This window comes from Kineosporiaceae bacterium SCSIO 59966 (assembly GCA_020881835.1).
Lineage (GTDB): Bacteria > Actinomycetota > Actinomycetes > Actinomycetales > SCSIO-59966 > SCSIO-59966.
This window is the reverse complement of record CP052876.1, coordinates 1,239,191-1,255,839: the sequence shown is the minus strand read 5'-3', so window position 1 is coordinate 1,255,839 and position 16,649 is coordinate 1,239,191. Positions and strand designations below refer to the sequence as shown.

The 16,649-nt window shown below is 73.3% G+C and carries 15 protein-coding genes; 4 read left to right on the top strand and 11 right to left on the bottom strand.

Annotated elements, in window-relative coordinates:
• Positions 1-139: 139 nt before the first annotated feature.
• The 6 genes from HJG43_05940 to HJG43_05915 all read right to left on the bottom strand — a co-directional run bounded on the left by HJG43_05940 (position 140) and on the right by HJG43_05915 (position 6,072).
• Positions 140-979, bottom strand: a complete 840-nt coding sequence (locus tag HJG43_05940; GenBank protein UER54155.1) for a shikimate dehydrogenase — start codon at positions 977-979, stop codon at positions 140-142.
• Positions 963-2,099 (bottom strand): endolytic transglycosylase MltG, encoded by a 1,137-nt coding sequence (gene mltG, locus HJG43_05935; protein ID UER54154.1) that lies wholly within the window; start codon positions 2,097-2,099, stop codon positions 963-965. Before mltG ends, HJG43_05940 begins: the two co-directional genes overlap by 17 nt.
• Positions 2,096-2,623 (bottom strand): Holliday junction resolvase RuvX, encoded by a 528-nt coding sequence (ruvX, locus tag HJG43_05930; GenBank protein UER54153.1) that lies wholly within the window; start codon positions 2,621-2,623, stop codon positions 2,096-2,098. Before ruvX ends, mltG begins: the two co-directional genes overlap by 4 nt.
• Positions 2,620-5,322 carry an alanine--tRNA ligase gene (gene alaS, locus HJG43_05925; GenBank protein UER54152.1) on the bottom strand — a complete coding sequence of 901 codons (2,703 nt, stop codon included), beginning with the start codon at positions 5,320-5,322 and terminating at the stop codon, positions 2,620-2,622. Before alaS ends, ruvX begins: the two co-directional genes overlap by 4 nt.
• A gap of 78 nt (positions 5,323-5,400) precedes the next feature.
• Entirely contained in the window at positions 5,401-5,691 is a 291-nt protein-coding gene (locus HJG43_05920) for a hypothetical protein (protein ID UER54151.1), read from the bottom strand.
• 3 nt (positions 5,692-5,694) lie between these two features.
• Positions 5,695-6,072: a DUF948 domain-containing protein gene (locus HJG43_05915; GenBank protein ID UER54150.1), complete on the bottom strand. Its 378-nt coding sequence runs from the start codon at positions 6,070-6,072 to the stop codon at positions 5,695-5,697.
• A 286-nt stretch (positions 6,073-6,358) separates the two neighbouring features.
• Between HJG43_05915 and HJG43_05910 the strand changes: the two genes are divergently transcribed.
• A complete protein-coding gene (locus HJG43_05910; GenBank protein UER54149.1) occupies positions 6,359-7,327 on the top strand; it encodes a hypothetical protein in 969 nt (322 codons plus the stop codon).
• 137 nt (positions 7,328-7,464) lie between these two features.
• On the opposite strand, the gene HJG43_05905 is transcribed toward HJG43_05910, so the two are convergent.
• Entirely contained in the window at positions 7,465-8,733 is a 1,269-nt protein-coding gene (locus HJG43_05905; protein ID UER55760.1) for a replication-associated recombination protein A, read from the bottom strand.
• 166 nt (positions 8,734-8,899) lie between these two features.
• Here HJG43_05905 and HJG43_05900 point away from each other — a divergent pair, with 166 nt between their 5' ends.
• Together HJG43_05900 and HJG43_05895 are read left to right on the top strand one after the other, a co-directional pair.
• Positions 8,900-11,128, top strand: a complete 2,229-nt coding sequence (locus HJG43_05900; GenBank protein UER55759.1) for an MMPL family transporter — start codon at positions 8,900-8,902, stop codon at positions 11,126-11,128.
• Positions 11,125-11,886 carry a GNAT family N-acetyltransferase gene (locus tag HJG43_05895; protein ID UER54148.1) on the top strand — a complete coding sequence of 254 codons (762 nt, stop codon included), beginning with the start codon at positions 11,125-11,127 and terminating at the stop codon, positions 11,884-11,886. Before HJG43_05900 ends, HJG43_05895 begins: the two co-directional genes overlap by 4 nt.
• Here the strand turns inward: HJG43_05895 and HJG43_05890 are convergent.
• Entirely contained in the window at positions 11,849-12,271 is a 423-nt protein-coding gene (locus HJG43_05890; GenBank protein ID UER54147.1) for a CBS domain-containing protein, read from the bottom strand. The genes HJG43_05895 and HJG43_05890 overlap by 38 nt on opposite strands.
• Before the next feature lie 94 nt (positions 12,272-12,365).
• A complete protein-coding gene (locus HJG43_05885) occupies positions 12,366-12,881 on the bottom strand; it encodes a flavodoxin (protein UER54146.1) in 516 nt (171 codons plus the stop codon).
• Between the two features lie 145 nt (positions 12,882-13,026).
• Between HJG43_05885 and HJG43_05880 the strand changes: the two genes are divergently transcribed.
• Complete coding sequence (locus HJG43_05880; GenBank protein ID UER54145.1) at positions 13,027-13,314, top strand: hypothetical protein; 288 nt, start codon at positions 13,027-13,029, stop codon at positions 13,312-13,314.
• A 54-nt stretch (positions 13,315-13,368) separates the two neighbouring features.
• Here HJG43_05880 and aspS read toward each other — a convergent pair whose 3' ends face one another.
• Together aspS and HJG43_05870 are read right to left on the bottom strand one after the other, a co-directional pair.
• Positions 13,369-15,135 carry an aspartate--tRNA ligase gene (aspS, locus tag HJG43_05875; GenBank protein ID UER54144.1) on the bottom strand — a complete coding sequence of 589 codons (1,767 nt, stop codon included), beginning with the start codon at positions 15,133-15,135 and terminating at the stop codon, positions 13,369-13,371.
• A 197-nt stretch (positions 15,136-15,332) separates the two neighbouring features.
• Positions 15,333-16,511 carry an S-layer homology domain-containing protein gene (locus HJG43_05870; protein ID UER54143.1) on the bottom strand — a complete coding sequence of 393 codons (1,179 nt, stop codon included), beginning with the start codon at positions 16,509-16,511 and terminating at the stop codon, positions 15,333-15,335.
• Positions 16,512-16,649: the final 138 nt, after the last annotated feature.

The following is a 16,649-nucleotide window of genomic DNA, read 5'->3' as shown; positions in this document are numbered from 1 at the left end:
GCTGGGTTGCAGGCGCAACACGCCGGCGAATGGCTCCCGAACGCAGCATTTTGTGGGAACTGAACTGCGGTGAGAACTGAACTGCGCTGGGAACTGAACTGCGCTGGGAACTGAACTGCGGTGAGAACTGGGCGGGCGGTCAGTCCTGGCGGGGCAGCGCCGCGCGCATGGCGTCGAGCGGCGGCTCGAGGCCGGTCATCAGCCGAACCTGGGCGGCCGCTTGGTGCAGCAGCATCTCCAGGCCGCTGACCACCGTGCCGCCGGCGCGCTCCCACGCGGCCGCGAGCGGCGTCGGCCATGGCGAGTACACGACGTCCAGGAGCACGCCGGGCGCCGACAGCACTGCCTCGACGAGCGCGTCCGCCACTCCCGCCGGGACGGTGGAGACCACGACGTCCGCCTGCAGGTCCACGGCGCCGACCCAGTCGGTGGGCCGCAGTTCCACGCCCAGCCGCTCGGCGGCGTCCACCACCGGCTGTGCCCGTGGCACCGACCGGACCAGCAGGGCCGTCGACGAGCACCCGAGCTCCCCGAGCGCCGCCACCGCCGACACCGCCGTCGCTCCCCCGCCGACCACGACCGCTGACGTCACCGGCAACACCCCGGCCGAGCGCAGCGCAACCACGATCCCCTCGACGTCCGTGTTGTCCCCCACCAGCGACCGGTCGGCCGCAAAGGTCACCGTGTTGACAACCCCGAGCGCCTCGGCCAGCGGCGACAGCTGCGAGCACAGCGGCACGACCGCCTGCTTGAGCGGCATCGTCAGCGACAGCCCCGCCCACGAGTCGTCCAGTCCCCGGACGAAACGGGGCAGGTCCGGCACGTCGACGTCGACCGCGTCGTAGGTCCAGTCCAGTCCGAGCGCCGCGTACGCCGCCCGGTGCAGCGCCGGCGACAGCGAGTGCGCCACCGGGTGCCCGAGCACCGCCGCCCGGCGCCGTCCCCGACCCGGCCCCCCAGTCTCAGGCGTCGTTCTCACGCAGCCACTGGCGGAACAGCTCGACGTTCTGCGCGTGCTCCTCGGCGGTCTCAGCGAACCGCGTCTCTCCGGTCTCGGGGTTCACCGCGACGAAGTACAGCCAGTCGCCCTCGGCCGGGTTGAGCGCCGCGGCCAGTGCCTTCTCCCCCGGCGAGCTGATCGGGCCCGGTGGCAGCCCGGGGTACCTGTACGTGTTGTACGGCGAGTCGGTCTCCCGGTCCTCCGGGGTGGTCGTGATGCCGCCCTTGCCGGTCACGTAGTTGACCGTCGAGTCAAGCTGCAGCGGCATCCCGATCTCGAGCCGGTTGGCGATCACCCGCGCCACCTTGGTGAAGTCCTCGTCGAGCTGGGCCTCCTTCTCGATGAGGCTGGCCCTGATGAGCACCTCCCGGCGCAGCTCCTCGGGCACGCCGACGGACTCCATCGCCTGCCGGTGCCGGTTCACCATCTGGGTGATGACCTCGGTGGCGGTGACGTCCGGCTCCAACTCGTACGTCGCCGGGAACAGGTACCCCTCGGGGTCACCCTCGGCCTCCGCCGGCAGCCCGACCTCACCGGACGTCGCGGCCGCCTCCAGGTCCGCCACCGGGATGCCGGTGGCCTCCTGCAGCCGCTCGAACACCTGCTCCTTGCGCAGCCCCTCGGGGACCGCCGCCCGGATCGACACCCGAGACGTCGGGTCCAGCAGCAACGAGAGCGCCGCCTGGGCCGACATCTGCGCGCGCAGCTCGTACGTCCCGGGCTGGATGGACGCCGCCCGCGGCTCGCTGCGGGTCGCCTCGACGAAGGCGTCGCCGGACTTCACGACGTCCGACTCCTGCAGGGTCTGCCCGATCGCCCGCCCGGAGTCGCCCGCCTCGATCTGCACCTGAACGGTGCCGCTGCCGGCCCCCTCGTAGTCGTTGGACTCGAAGAACCCGGCGACCACCGGCCTGGCGATGTTGTCCCACACCAGGTACGCGGCGGTCCCGAACAGGGCGACCACGACGACGAGCACGATCGCCGTCCGGCGCTGGCGCTGGCGCCGCCTGCGGCGCCGCAGCCGGGAGCGCTCCGCGACGTCCGCCTCGTCGTCGGCGACGTTCGGCAGCTCCGAGAGCGGCAACTTCCTCGCGGTCATCCGGGCGCGTTCCCCTTCGCAGTCCCGGCCGGGTCGTCCGGCTCGGTCCCCGGCTCCACCAGCGAACCGGGCGGCCGCCCCGACGCCCGTTCCGCGTCGAGGGCGGTCTGCAGGACCGTCACGGCCGCCACCTGGTCGACGACCGCCCGGTGCCTGCGCCCCCTGATCCCAGCGTCGTGCAGCGCCCGGTGGGCGCTGACCGTGCTGAGCCGCTCGTCGACCAGACGCACCGGCACGGGCGCCAACCGTCGAGCCAGCGCCACAGCGTAGTCACGAGCCGCCTGTGCCGCAGCCCCCTGTCGTCCGGACAGCGACGTCGGGTGGCCGACGACGACCTCGATGACGTCCCGCTCCCGGGCCTCGGTGACGATCCGTTCGACGTCCGAGCCGCCGCGCGGGTCCCGGCGGAGCGTCTCCACCGGGGAGGCGATGGTCCCGCCGGGGTCGCACGCGGCCAGCCCGACCCGCACCGACCCCACGTCGACGCCGAGCCGGACGCCGCGGCGGAACCCCTCCGCGGTCACGTGCGGGCGGTCACCGTCTCGCCGACCGCGTGCTCCAGCCGCGTCAGCGCCTCACCGATCTTGCCGGCGTCGGTGCCCCCGCCCTGGGCGACGTCGTCCTTGCCGCCGCCCCCACCGCCGAGCACCTGCGCCGCCACCCGGACCAGGTCCCCGGCCCGCACCCCCCACCGGCGGGCCTCGGCGTTCGTCGCGACGACCACCACCGGCCGGCCCTTCGCCGTCCCGGCCACCGCCACGACGCTCGGCCGGACGTCCCCGAGCCGGCTGCGCACGTCCAGGACCAGCGAGCGGACGTCGTCCGCGCCGGTCTGCCCGGCGTCGTGGGTGACGACGCTGACGCCGTACACGTCGCGGGCCCCCTCGGCGAGCCGCCCGGCCGCGGCGAGCACCTGCTGGCGGCGGACCTCGGCGAGCTGCTTGTCGGCGGCCCTGAGCTGCTCGAGCATCCCGCCGACCCGGTCGGTGAGCTCCTCGGGACGTGCCTTGAGCATCTGGGTGAGCTGGCCAACCAGGGCGTGCTCGCGGGCCAGGTAGGAGTAGGCGTCGACGCCGACGAGCGCCTCCACCCGCCGGACGCCGGCCCCGATCGAGGACTCCCCGAGCAGCTTGACCAGGCCGAGCTGGCCGGAGCGCTGGGCGTGGGTGCCGCCGCACAGCTCGCGGGCCCACTCCCCGACCGACACGACCCGGACCTCGTCGCCGTACTTCTCCCCGAACAGTGCCATCGCACCGGCCGCGATCGCCTGCTGCTGGCTCATCACCTCGGCGTGCACCTCGAGGTCCTCGGCGAGCAGCTCGTTGACCCGGTGCTCCACCTCGTCGAGCACGGACGGCGGGACGGCGGAGGTGGCGTTGAAGTCGAACCGGAACCGGCCCGGCGCGTTCTCCGAGCCGGCCTGGGTGGCGGTGTCACCGAGCGCCTCGCGGATCGCCTTGTGCACCATGTGCGTCGCGGTGTGCGCGCGGCTGATCGACCGGCGCCGCTGGACGTCGACGACGGCCTGGGCCGGGGACCCGACGGTCACCTCGCCGGACAGCACCCGGGCCCGGTGGACGATGAGCCCGGTGATCGGCGACTGGACGTCGTCCACCTCGACGACCGCCTCGCCGCCGGCGCTGTCCCCCAGGACGATCCGGCCCCCGTCGGCGAGCTGGCCGCCGCCCTCGGCGTAGAACGGGGTGCGGTCCAGGACGACCTCGACGGTGTCCCCGGCCCGCGCCGCCGCGGACGCCGCACCGTTGACGAGCAGCCCGGCGACCCGGGCCTCGGAGACCACCTCGTCGTAGCCGGTGAACTCCACCGACCGGCCCAGGGTGTCGGCCAGCGCCCGGTACACCGAGGTGTCCACGCGGCCGGTCTTCTTCGCCCGCGCGTCCTGCTTGGCCCGCTCGCGCTGCTCGGTCATCAGCCGGCGAAACCCCTCGGCGTCCACCTCGACGCCCTGCTCGGCGGCCATCTCCAAGGTGAGGTCGATGGGGAAGCCGTAGGTGTCGTGCAGCTGGAACGCCTTGTCGCCGCTGAGGACGGCGTGCCCGGCCGGGGCGGCATCCTTGGCCTGCTTGACCGCGACGTCCAGGATCGTCGTCCCGGCGCTCAGCGTGCGCAGGAACGCCTCCTCCTCTGCGTAGGCGACCGAGGAGATGCGGTTCCAGTCCCGCTCGAGCTCCGGGTAGGACGCCTTCATCGCGTCCCGGGAGACGGTGAGCAGCTCGGGCATCGTCGTGGTGTCGACGCCGAGCAGGCGCATCGAGCGGATCGCCCGGCGCATCAGCCGGCGCAGCACGTACCCGCGGGCCTCGTTCGAGGGGGTCACGCCGTCGCCGATCAGCATGAGCGCGCTGCGGACGTGGTCGGCGACGACCCGCAGCCGGACGTCGTCCTCGTGGTGACGGCCGTAGCGCTTGCCGGCGAGCTCGGCGGCCCGGTCGATCACCGGGTACACCTCGTCGATCTCGTACATGTTGTCGACGCCCTGGAGCAGGAACGCGACACGCTCCAGGCCCATCCCGGTGTCGATGTTCTTCGCCGGGAGCTCCTTGACGATGCGGAAGTCCTCCTTGGAGCGGACGTCGTCGAGCTCGTACTGCATGAACACGAGGTTCCAGATCTCGAGGTAGCGCTCCTCGTCGACGACCGGGCCGCCCTCCCGGCCGTACTCCGGGCCGCGGTCGACGTAGATCTCGCTGCACGGCCCGCCCGGGCCCGGCTGGCCGGTGTGCCAGTAGTTGTCCTTGCGGCCGCGGCGCTGGATGCGGGACTCCGGCAGGCCGGCGATCCGCTGCCACAGCTCGAAGGCCTCGTCGTCGTCCTCGTAGACGGTGACCCAGATCTTGTCCTCGTCGAAGCCGTAGCCGCCGTCGGCCTGGGACGTCGTGACGAGGTCCCAGGCGTAGGTGATCGCGCCTTCCTTGAAGTAGTCCCCGAACGAGAAGTTCCCGTTCATCTGGAAGAACGTGCCGTGACGGGTGGTCTTGCCGACCTCGTCGATGTCGAGGGTCCGCACGCACTTCTGCACGCTCGTGGCCCGCGGCCACGGCGGGGTCTGCTGCCCGGTCAGGTACGGGATGAACGGGACCATCCCGGCGACCGTGAACAGCAGGTTCGGGTCGTCGGTGACCAGCGAGGCGCTGGGGACGACGGCGTGGCCCTTGCTCTCGAAGTAGCGCAGCCAGCGGCGGCGGATCTCGGCGGTCTGCATGGGGGTCGGTGCTCCCGGGTCGGGGGTGGGCCGGGCAGTGGGTCGGGCAGTTGGTCGGGCAGTGGGGCGGGCGCGGTGTCAGGCGCTGTGCCGCGGGGTGGAGTCGTCGCCCGACGGGTCCTCCAGCAGCTGCCGGGCCTGCTCGGCGTCCAGGGTGCCGGTGTCGATGCCCAGGGCGACGCGCAGCTCCTGCTCGCGGCGGTCCATCCCCTCGCGGACGGCGGCGGCGAACTCCTTGAGGCCCTCACCGATGGAGGCCAGCCCGTGCGCCATCCCCTCGGGGGTGTAGGCCTGCGCGGTCTTGGTGACCCTGCGCACGACGACGACGCCGGCGGCGGCACCCAGAGCGGCCCAGAACAGTCGTGGCACGGATCAGCCCTTCCTGCGGAGACGGCCGGCGCCGGTGCCGCGCCCGCTGATCGCCTGCCGGACGCCGTAGGTGAAGGCGGCGACCTTGACGACCGGCGAGCCCAGCGTGGCGGCGAACAGGGCGGTGAGCGCGGAGACGTTGGTGGCGACCTGCGCGGCGTTCGTCGTGATGGTGTCCACCTTGACCATCTGGTCGTTGGTGTGGGTCACCGTCTGGGTGACCTCCTGCAGCAGCGGGACGGACTCCTCGGAGATGCCGCGGATCGTCGTCCGGGTCTCGTCGAGGACCTTCCCGAGCTTGAGCAGGGGCACCGCCAGCAGGCCCACGAGCAGCACGAACGCGAGCGCGGCGATGAGCCCCGCGACATCTCCAACGGACATGCGGGCGACCCTACCTTCCCGCCGCCGCCCGCCGCTGCCCGCGCTGCTCCTGCGCCCTGCCTCCTGCCCTGCGTCCTGCCCCCTGCCCCTGCGCCAACCCCCCACCCCCCACCTCGCAGAATGCTGGGTTGTTGGCGCAACACGCCGCCACAGCTGTGAAAACCACAGCATTCTGTGCGGGGTCCGTGGGCTGACCTGTCCTGCACAGGCCGCTGACCGAGCAGCCCTGTCCCCAGACGACGCACGGAGGCGAGCGCCAGGCAGCCCGTCCGCGCACCGTGGTGCCGTGCTGTCCCTGCCCGACGAGGCGTTCACCGGCCCGTGGCCGTCGTCGCGGGAGACCTTCGTCCGGGACCGGTCCCGCACCGGCCCGCTGTGGTCCCACCCGCACCGGGGGGTCACCCAGTCGGTCCTGGTCGACGCCGACGCGGGGCTCACCCGCGTCCTGGCCGCGGCCGCCGCTCTGCCGGGCGTCCCGCTGGGGACCTGGGCGGCCGCGCTGCTGCACGGCGTCCCCGACCTCGACGGCACGACCTGGGCCGGCGAGCTGCTCGACGTCGTCTTCTGCCCGGGTCGAAGCGGCGCCCGGGCACCACGGCCGGGGCTGCGTCCCCTGCGCAGCACGCTCACCGACGCGGACGTCGTCGCCGCACCGGACTATCCGGACATCCCGATCACCAGCGCGCTGCGGACCGCCTTCGACGTCGGACGGATGGCTCCCTCACTGCCCGCCGCCGTCGCCGACCTCGACGCCGTCCTGCGAGTGACCCAGGTGCCCGTGCCGGATCTGGCCCAGTACGCCGCCGAGCGGCCGGGCTGGAAGGGTGTGCCGCGGGTCCGGGCCGCGCTGCCCCTGCTCGACCCGCGGGCGGCGTCCCGACCAGAGAGCCTGATGCGGGTGGTGTGGCGCCTGGACGCCGACCTGCCGCCGCCGCAGGTCAACGTGCCGGTGTGCGCCAACGACGGGACGCTGCTCGGCAAGCCGGATCTGCTGGACGTCGAGAGCGGGCTCGTCGCCGAGTTCGACGGCGCGCATCACCGGCAGGCGGACCAGCACGCCGACGACAACGTGCGCGAGGAGCTGTTCGAGGCGCACGGGCTGACGGTCGTCCGCGCGATGTTCCGGGACGTGCGGAGCCCGTTCAACTCCGGGCTCGTCGCCCGGCTGCGGACGGGCTACCGGAGGGCGGTCCGGGCCACGGAGCGCCAGGACGGCCGGTCGTGGTTCGTGCCGCCGTCGCACCTCAAGGGGTAACCCCTAGCATGGGCCCCCTGCCCCCACAGAATGCTGGATTCTGAGGGGCTTCTGCGGCGTGTTGCGCCAACAACCCAGCATTCTGCGAGAAGGAGGAGGAGAAGGAGGAGGAGGAGGGTGACGCGCTGCCCTGGCCCTCACTCCCCGCGCAGCAGGGCGCGCAGGCGCTCCAGGCGGGTCCGCACGTTCGCCTCGAACCCGCGCTCGCTGGGCTCGTAGTAGACGCGCCCGACGAGGTCGTCCGGGGCGTACTGCTGCGAGGCGACGGCGTGCGGCGCGTCGTGGGCGTACACGTAGCCCTTGCCGTGCCCGAGCTGGCGCGCGCCCGGGTAGTGCGCGTCGCGCAGGTGCACCGGCACCGGTCCGCCGCGCCCCGCACGCACGTCCGCGGTGGCCGCGGCGACCGCCGAGGTGACCGCGTTGGACTTCGGCGCCGTCGCCACGTGCACGACGGCCTGGGCCAGCACGAGCCGGCCCTCCGGCATCCCGATGAGCTGCACCGCCTGCGCCGCCGCGACCGCGGTCTGCAGCGCCGACGGGTCCGCCATCGCCACCTCCTCGGAGGCCGCGATGATGATCCGCCGGGCGACGAACCGCGGGTCCTCGCCCGCCTCGAGCATCCGGGCCAGGTAGTGCAGCGCCGCGTCGACGTCCGAGCCGCGCATCGACTTGATGAACGCACTGGCCACGTCGTAGTGCTGGTCGCCCTCCCGGTCGTACCGGACCACCGCCGCGTCCAGGGCCCGCTCGGCGTGCTCGACGGTGACGACGTCGGTGCCCTCCGACAGCGCCACCCCGGCGGCCGCCTCCAGGGCGGTCAGCCCGCGACGCGCGTCCCCGCCGGCGAGCCGCACGATGTGCTCCAGCGCAGCCGGCTCGACCCGCACCTCACCGGCCAGGCCCCGCTCGTCGGTCACGGCCCGCTCCAGCAGCCCGGCGACGTCGTCCTGGGACAGCGGGCGCAGCGTCAGCACGAGTGAGCGCGACAGCAGCGGCGAGATGACCGAGAACGACGGGTTCTCCGTCGTCGCCGCCACGAGCACCACCCACCGGTTCTCCACCCCCGGCAGCAGCGCGTCCTGCTGGGCCTTGGTGAACCGGTGGATCTCGTCGAGGAACAGCACCGTGTGCCGGTCGTGCAGGTCCCGGGCGTCGCGGGCCTCCTCCATCACCCGGCGCACGTCCTTGACCCCGGCCGTGATCGCGGACAGCTCGACGAACCGCCGCCCGGTCGCCCGGGACACGACGTGAGCGAGCGTCGTCTTGCCCGTCCCCGGCGGCCCCCACAGCACCACCGACGCCGGACCGGCCCGGCCGTCGCCGCCCTCGACGAGCCGGCGCAGCGGCGAACCCGGTGCCAGCAGGTGCCCCTGCCCGACGACGTCGTCCAGGGTCCGCGGCCGCATCCGGACGGCGAGCGGCGCCCGGGTGGTGCCCCGCTCCCCGGCGGGCGCGTCGTCGTCGTCCCGGCTGAACAGATCGGCCACGGGCCGAGACTACGCAGCGCGCGCCGCCCACCCGGGCCGCCACCCACGGCACCGGCCGCAGATCACTGATCACCGACGCCCTACCCTGCGGTACGTGCTCGCCGCCCTGGCACGGTCCGTCGCCCGGCACCCGGTCATCACCCTCGTCGGCTGGGTGCTCGTCCTGGTCGGCGCAGGCGGCGCGGCCCTGGGCGCGTTCGGCAACGAGCCACTGTTCAGCCGCCTGACCACCGGCGCGCCGGAGGTCCCCGGGGAGTCCCAGACCGCCCAGGACCTGCTCGCCGATCAGGGCGAGACCGGCGAGTCGCTGACCCTCCTGCTCGAAGGCGTCGACCCGGCGTCCCCCGATCTGGCCGCCGCTCTCGGCGAGGCGGTCGCCGACCTGCAGGCCATGGACGGCGTCGCCGACGTCGTCGCCCCGCTCGTCCCGCCCCAGGCGCCGGCGGGCACCACACCCCTCGACGTCCCCGAGCTCGCCCCCCTGGTCAGCGAGGACCAGGACGCCGTCCTCGTCACCGTCACCGTGGACGCCGACCTGGACGGCGCCGCCGAGGACGCCGCGCTCGCCGAGGTCCGCGACCGGCTGGAGGCCGTCGACGACGACCTGGACGGCGCCAGCGGACGCGTCGCCGGCTTCACCACCCTCATCGACGAGATCACCGACCAGGTCCGGGTCGACCTGACCCGCGGGGAGAGCATCGCGCTGCCGATCAGCCTGCTGGTCATGGTGTTCGTGTTCGGCGGGTTCATCGCCGCCGGCCTGCCGATCATCGGGGCGCTGGCGTCGATCCTCGGCGGCCTGGCCGCCCTGCTCGGGTGGTCGTACCTGTTCGACATCGACGCCGCCGTGGTCAACGTCGTCACCATCCTCGGCCTCGGCCTGAGCATCGACTACGGCCTGCTCATCGTCTCCCGCTACCGGGAGGAGCTGCGCGAACGGCGCGGCGGGCACCGGGCCGGCTCGCGCGCCGCCCGGGACGCCGCCCTGGTCACCACGGTGCGCACGGCCGGGCGGACCGTCGTGTTCTCGGCCCTCACCGTCGCGATCAGCCTGACCGGCCTGCTGATGTTCCGCGCCGACATCTTCCGGGCGATCGGCCTCGGCGCGATCAGTGTCGTCGTCGTCGCGCTGCTGTCGGCGCTCATCCTCGTCCCGGCGGTGATCGTGCTGGCCGGCGAGCGGCTCGCCCGGCCCGGGGCGGCCACCCGGGTCCCGGGGCTGCGGGCCGTGGCCACCCGGTTCGGGGACGTCGCCCCCGCCGAGGGCCGGTTCTCCAGACTGGCCCGCTGGGTGCAGCGGCACGCCGTCGCGGTGTTCACCGGCGTCCTCGTCGTCCTCGTCGTGCTCGCCGTCCCGTCGGTGTCGATGACGCTGCGCGCCGACGGCCCGGAGCTGCTGCCGACGTCCTCCCCGCAGCGGCAGTTCTTCACCGACCTGCGCGAGGACTTCCCCCGCGCGGCCGGCTCCGACGTCACCGTCGTCGCCGACGCCCCGGTCGAGGACGTCGCAGCCTGGGCGCAGGAGGTCGCCGACCTCGACGGCGTCCAGTCCGTCGACCCTCCGCAGCGCCGCGGGGACCTCACCGTGCTGGAGGTCCACGCCGAGGGCACCGACCCGGTGAACGAGCAGGCCAGACAGGTCGTCGAGCAGCTGCGCGCCGACCGCCCGGGCTTCGACACCTGGGTCACCGGGCAGGCCGCCGGCCTCATCGACTTCACCGCGGACATGCGCGAACGGGCCCCGCTCGCCGTGCTGTCCGTCGTCCTGGCGACGTTCGTCCTGCTGTTCCTCATGACCGGGTCGGTGCTGGTCCCGGTCAAGGCGCTGCTGATGAACGTCGTCTCGCTCGGCGCCTCGCTCGGCGTCCTGGTCTGGATCTTCCAGGACAGCCACCTGGAGGGGCTGCTGCAGTTCACCTCGACCGGCGGCATCGAGAGCTTCGTGCCCGCGCTCGTCATCGCGTTCGGGTTCGGCCTGGCGATGGACTACGAGGTGTTCCTGCTCTCCCGGATCGTCGAGCAGCACCGCCTCGGCGCCGACAACGACACCGCGGTCGAGCGGGGGCTGCAGCGCTCCGGGCGGATCATCACCTCCGCCGCGCTCATCATCATCATCGTGTTCCTCGGGTTCGTCACCGGCGAGCTGCTCATCATCAAGCAGGTCGGGGTGGCCCTCGCGGTCGCCGTGCTCGTCGACGCGACCCTGGTGCGGATGCTGCTCGTGCCGGCGACGATGACGCTGCTCGGCGACTGGAACTGGTGGGCCCCGCGGCCGCTGCGCCGGCTGCACGACCGGATCGGCGTCACCGAGTGAGCGCGCCGGTCACGGACCCGTTCCTGCGCTGGCAGGTGCCACCGGAGCAGGTGCACCGCCGCTGGGACGTCGGGGACGCGGTGGGCGTCCTGCACGCCGGGTGGCACGGCCGCCTCTCGCTGACCGTCCTCGGCGACCCGGACGACGCGGCCCGGCTCGTCGTCCGGGCCCTCACCGAGGGGGCTCCGGTCCGCCGGGTGACGCTGCCCGTCGGCACCCTGGCCCGGCTGCCCGACCCGCTGCCCGGTGGCCTGCGGGTCGGCGACGGGGCGGACTGGGACTGGATGTGGACGCAGACCCCGCCGTCGGTGCAGCCCGGGGAGGAGCACGTCGTGCGGCTCCGCCCGGACGAGGAGCCGGACGTCGCCGCGCTGCTGGACGTCGCCAGTCCCCGGACCAGCGCCCGGCCCGGCGACGAGGGCGTCCGCGGGTGGTGGGGCATCCGCGAGCCCGCCGGCCGGCTCGTGGCCTGCGCCGGCCACACCGAGCGGGTCACCGGCGTGCCGCACCTGGCCGGGATCGCGGTGCTGCCGGAGCTGCGGGGCCGGGGCCTGGGCGGGGCGGTGACCGCCGGGATCACCCGCGCCGTGCTCGCCGACGGCGCGGAGGTGTGCACGCTCGGGATGTACGCCGACAACGACCCGGCGCGGCGGGTGTACGACCGGCTCGGCTACGTCACCGAGCACCGGTTCTCCTCGCGGGTGCTGACCCGCGCCCGCGTCAGTCCCGGTCGACCTCGCGCAGCAGGACGAGGCTGACGTCGCGCAGGGACACCATCCCGACGACGTCGTCGCCGTCCTCGGCGTTGACCACCGGCAGGTGCCGGACGCCGGCCTCGGCCATCAACCGGGCGGCGGTGAGCACCGTGTCGCCCGGGGTGGCAGTGACCGGCGCGGTGGTGACGACCTCCTCGGCCAGCAGGTGGTCCGGGTTCGCCCCGCCGGCGAGGTGGTTGGTGACGTCGCGCTCGGAGACCACACCGACGAAGTGGTCCCCGGTCATGACGACGGCGGCCCCCACCTCGTTGCTCGCCATCGCCTCGGCGACCTGGCGCAGGCTGGCGTCGAGGTCGACCGCGGCGACCGGCCAGCTCATGAGCTTGGACACCGCGTCGTGCAGCCCGGTCGTCGCTGTGAACGCCATCGTGACCAACCCCTCTCGTGCGGTCCGACAGCCTCAATCTGGCCCGTGCGGCTCCTGCACCAAAGGGCCTTTGGTCACCGCCCGCTCGGCACCCTCAGGCGGGTGCGGTCACGGCCGTGGTGACGGCGCGGCCCCAGTCACGGGCGCGGTCGACCTCGGCGAGCGAGATGGGGTCGGTCATACCGGTGACCCAGAACGTCTCGGGCTCCAGGACGGGGCGCAGACCGAGGTGCCGCAGTCGACGCAGCGCCGCGCTGGCCGCGGAACCGGGGACTCGCGGGCGGTTCACCCGGGTGTCGAACGTGGCCACGTCGACGGGGTGACCCGGGGCACGGAGCGCCTCGGTCCACTCGCGGATGCCCTCACCCCGCGACACCAGCCCGTGCGGGGCCTGCTCGGCGGCCGAGCGGCGGGTGCTGGTCCGGCTCATCCCGAACGCGTGCGTGGGGCCACCGACGACGAGCAGGCGGCAGTCGACGTCCAGCTGCCGGGGGGCCGCACCGACCTCGACGAGGTGGACGGGCATCACCGCCCCGATCGCGTCCGCCACCGCGGCGGCGACGTCACGGGTGCTGCCGAACATGGACTCGTAGACCACGAGCGCGGTCATCTCGGTCTCCTTCGCCGGGGCGGGACCCGGGACCGATGCTGCCGTGCAGCAGCAGCCCGGACCAGGGTCCACGGTCCCGGCCGCCGCGCCCTGGCCGGCCACGGCGCCACACCCCAGGCACCCCGACCGCTGCCAGACTGCCCCCGTGAGCCATGACGACCCACAGCCCGATGACCCGCGGCACGACGGCGCGCGGCCCGACGGCGCGGGGCACGACGGCCCGGACGAGGAGCGCCGGGTGCTGCTCGAGCGCTCCCGCCGCTACCTGCTCGTCGGCGGCCTCGTCACCGTGGGGTCGATCGCCTACCTGCTGACGGTGCGCGAGTCGTCCCTGATCGTCCTGGCGCTCGTCGTCGGGGTGATCGACGTCGCCGTCGGGCTGTCCCTTCGCCGGCGCGCCGGGCGGACCGGGACGACGTCCGGCCCGCAGTGACCCGGCCGCGGCCGGCGGTCTCAGCGGTCAGACCCGCACTCGCACCCGACCCGGTCAGGCGGGCTGGGCCGGCGCCTTCGGCACGGCGTCGACGCCTGCCTCCCGGCGCTGCTCGGGGGTGATCGGCGTCGGCGCGCCGGTGAGCGGGTCGTACCCGCCGCCGGACTTAGGGAAGGCGATGACCTCGCGGATCGACTCGGCCCCGGCCAGCAGGGCGACGATCCGGTCCCAGCCGAAGGCGATCCCGCCGTGCGGCGGGGCGCCGTAGGCGAACGCGTCGAGCAGGAACCCGAACTTCTCCTGCGCCTCCTGCGGTGACAGCCCCATCACCGCGAACACCCGCTCCTGGACGTCGCGGCGGTGGATACGGATCGACCCGCCGCCGATCTCGTTGCCGTTGCACACGACGTCGTAGGCGTAGGCGAGGGCGCTGCCGGGGTCGGTGTCGAAGGTGTCCATCGACTCCGGCTTGGGGGACGTGAACGCGTGGTGCACCGCGGTCCACGCCCCGGAGCCGACCGCGACGTCGTCGGTGTCGGCGACGGGCTCGAACAGGGGCGCGTCGACCACCCACAGGAAACTCCACGCGTCGGTGTCGATGAGCCCGGTGCGCCGTGCGATCTCCAGACGGGCCGCGCCGAGCAGCGCCCGGGCGGACTTCGCCGGGCCGGCCGCGAAGAAGATGGCGTCGCCGGGGGCGGCACCGGTGTGCGCGGCCAGGCCGGCCTTCTCGGCGTCCGAGATGTTCTTGGCGACCGGGCCACCGAGCTCGCCGTCCGCGCCGACGGTGACGTAGGCCAGGCCCTTCGCCCCCCGCTGCTTGGCCCAGTCCTGCCAGGCGTCGAACTGCCGGCGCGGCTGCGAGCCGCCGCCGGGCATCACCACGGCGCCGACGTACGGCGCCTGGAACACCCGGAACGGGGTGTCCGCGAAGAAGTCGGTGCACTCGACGAGCTCGAGGCCGAACCGCAGGTCCGGCTTGTCGGTGCCGTACCGGGCCATCGCCTCGGCGTAGGTCATCCGCGGGAACGGGGTCTGCAGCTCGACGCCGATGAGCCGCCACAGGGCGGCGAGGACCTCCTCGGACAGCGCGATGACGTCGTCCTGCTCGACGAAGCTCATCTCGATGTCGAGCTGCGTGAACTCCGGCTGCCGGTCGGCGCGGAAGTCCTCGTCCCGGTAGCAGCGGGCGATCTGGTAGTACCGCTCCATCCCGGCGACCATGAGCAGCTGCTTGAACAGCTGCGGGCTCTGCGGCAACGCGTACCAGGAGCCGGGCTGCAGCCGGGCCGGGACGAGGAAGTCGCGGGCACCCTCCGGGGTGGAGCGGGTCAGCGTCGGCGTCTCGACCTCGACGAACCGGTGCGCGTCGAGCACCTCGCGGGCGGCCCGGTTGACCCGGGAGCGCAGCCGCAGCGCGGCGGCCGGCCCCGGACGGCGCAGGTCGAGGTAGCGGTGCCGCAGCCGAGCCTCCTCGCCGACCTCCACGTGCTCGTCGATCTGGAACGGCAGGGGCGCCGACTCGCTGAGCACCTCGACGTCCTGGGCCGTCACCTCGATCTCGCCGGTGGGCAGGGCCGGGTTCTCGTTGCCCTCCGGCCGGCGGCCGACCGTCCCGCGCACCCGCAGGCAGTACTCGTTGCGCAGCGAGTGCGCGACGGACTCGTCGTGGACGACGACCTGGACGACGCCCGAGGCGTCGCGCAGGTCGAGGAAGGCGACCCCACCGTGATCGCGCCGCCGCGCCACCCAGCCGGTGAGGGTGACGGTCTGGCCGGCGGAGTCGGCACGCAGGGTGCCGGCCTCGTGGGTGCGGAGCACGGAGGTTCCTTCCTCGGGCTGATCGGGGGACCGCCCGATCCTACGGAACCGCGGTCGCGGCACCGAACCCGCTGCCGCACGTCGACGGCCTCCGAGCGGGTTCCGGCCGCTCGGGCGTACTCGCGGCCCCGGCCTTCCGCGTCGTCGAACTGGCCTGACCGGCAGCCGAGCACTGCCGGCCAGGCCACGGGCGTCTGTCAGCTCACCAACGTCCACGTACCACAGTCCGAGGACGCGAAGCCCCAGTCCGTCGGCGAGAGGGTCACCACGACAGGTCCACCATCGGTGAAGTCGTTCGCGATGATGTCCTCGAACTCCCCTGTAGCACCGCTGAGTCGTTCCCAGTAGCAGGACTCGACCGGCTCGGCGCGGTACGTTCCGGCCTTGACGTCAATTCCAATGCGCCACATGCCGTCACTCATCGTGGTGCCCGGTGTTCCCGAGGTCGAAGCCGGACGCCAGGTACCGCAGTCATCGGAGAAGAAGGCGACATCGGTTGCGAGGATCTGCACGTAGATCCGGGCGCCACTGGTGAAGTCGTTCGCGATGATGTCGTCGAAGTCCCCGCTCGTGCCGGAGAGGCGCTCCCAGTAGCAGTAGCCATCCACCGTCGTGGTGTACAGACCTGGCTGGATGTCACGCCCGACAAGGTGTGTCCCTGGCCCGAACGTGGACGCGCCGGGCGTGGGTGCCGGGGCCGTCGCCAGCCCGGACTCCACCGCTAGATCGAGCCAGCGTGCCAGAAACAGCGCCATGTGATCGCGCCGCACCGAGGCCCCGGGCCGGTAGGTGCCGTCCCCGTACCCGCCCGCCAGTCCTGCGCGAGCGACCTTGTCGATATCCGCCTCCCTGTTGTGCCCGTCGTCGTCGGGAAAGTAGTCGCTGCCTGCCGGCATCTCCGTGCCGGAGACAAGCTCGTAGGACCGAACGAGGAAGGCAGCCATCTGCCCACGGTTCACTCGGTCACCCGGCGCGTAGCGCGTTCCGCCAACGCCTTGGACGACGCCTGCGGTGGCCAGAGCGTTGATGTCGTCTTCTCGCGGGGAGCCGTCATCGTCGGTGAAGTGGTCCGCGCCGACGGGCAGAGGAAAGCCGGTCTCTCGGATGACGCGGGCCACGAACGATGCCATGTCGCCGCGTGTCACCGATGCGGACGGCGAGTATGTGGTCGTCGTCGTGCCACGAGTGACCTCCCAGTGCCACAGACAGCCGATGGCCTGCTCGTACTGGGTCACGTCCGTGAACGGCAGGTTCTGCTCGACGCCTGGCGGGCAGGCGTCGGTGATGTCGCGCGCCTCGGGGACCGCAGCGTGGGCAGGGGTCAGTACCGACAAGGACAGTGCAAGTGCCCCCACCACCGTTATGAGACGTCTCATGGTGTCCTCCTCGAGTCGAGTTGGTCTCGAGGAGACGCTAGGGACCGCCTCCGACAGTCCACACCCGCCGGTCACCCAAGTGGTGCAGTGAGGACGCCGACGCCGGTGCTACGCCACGTGGACGGCGCCGCAAGGCAG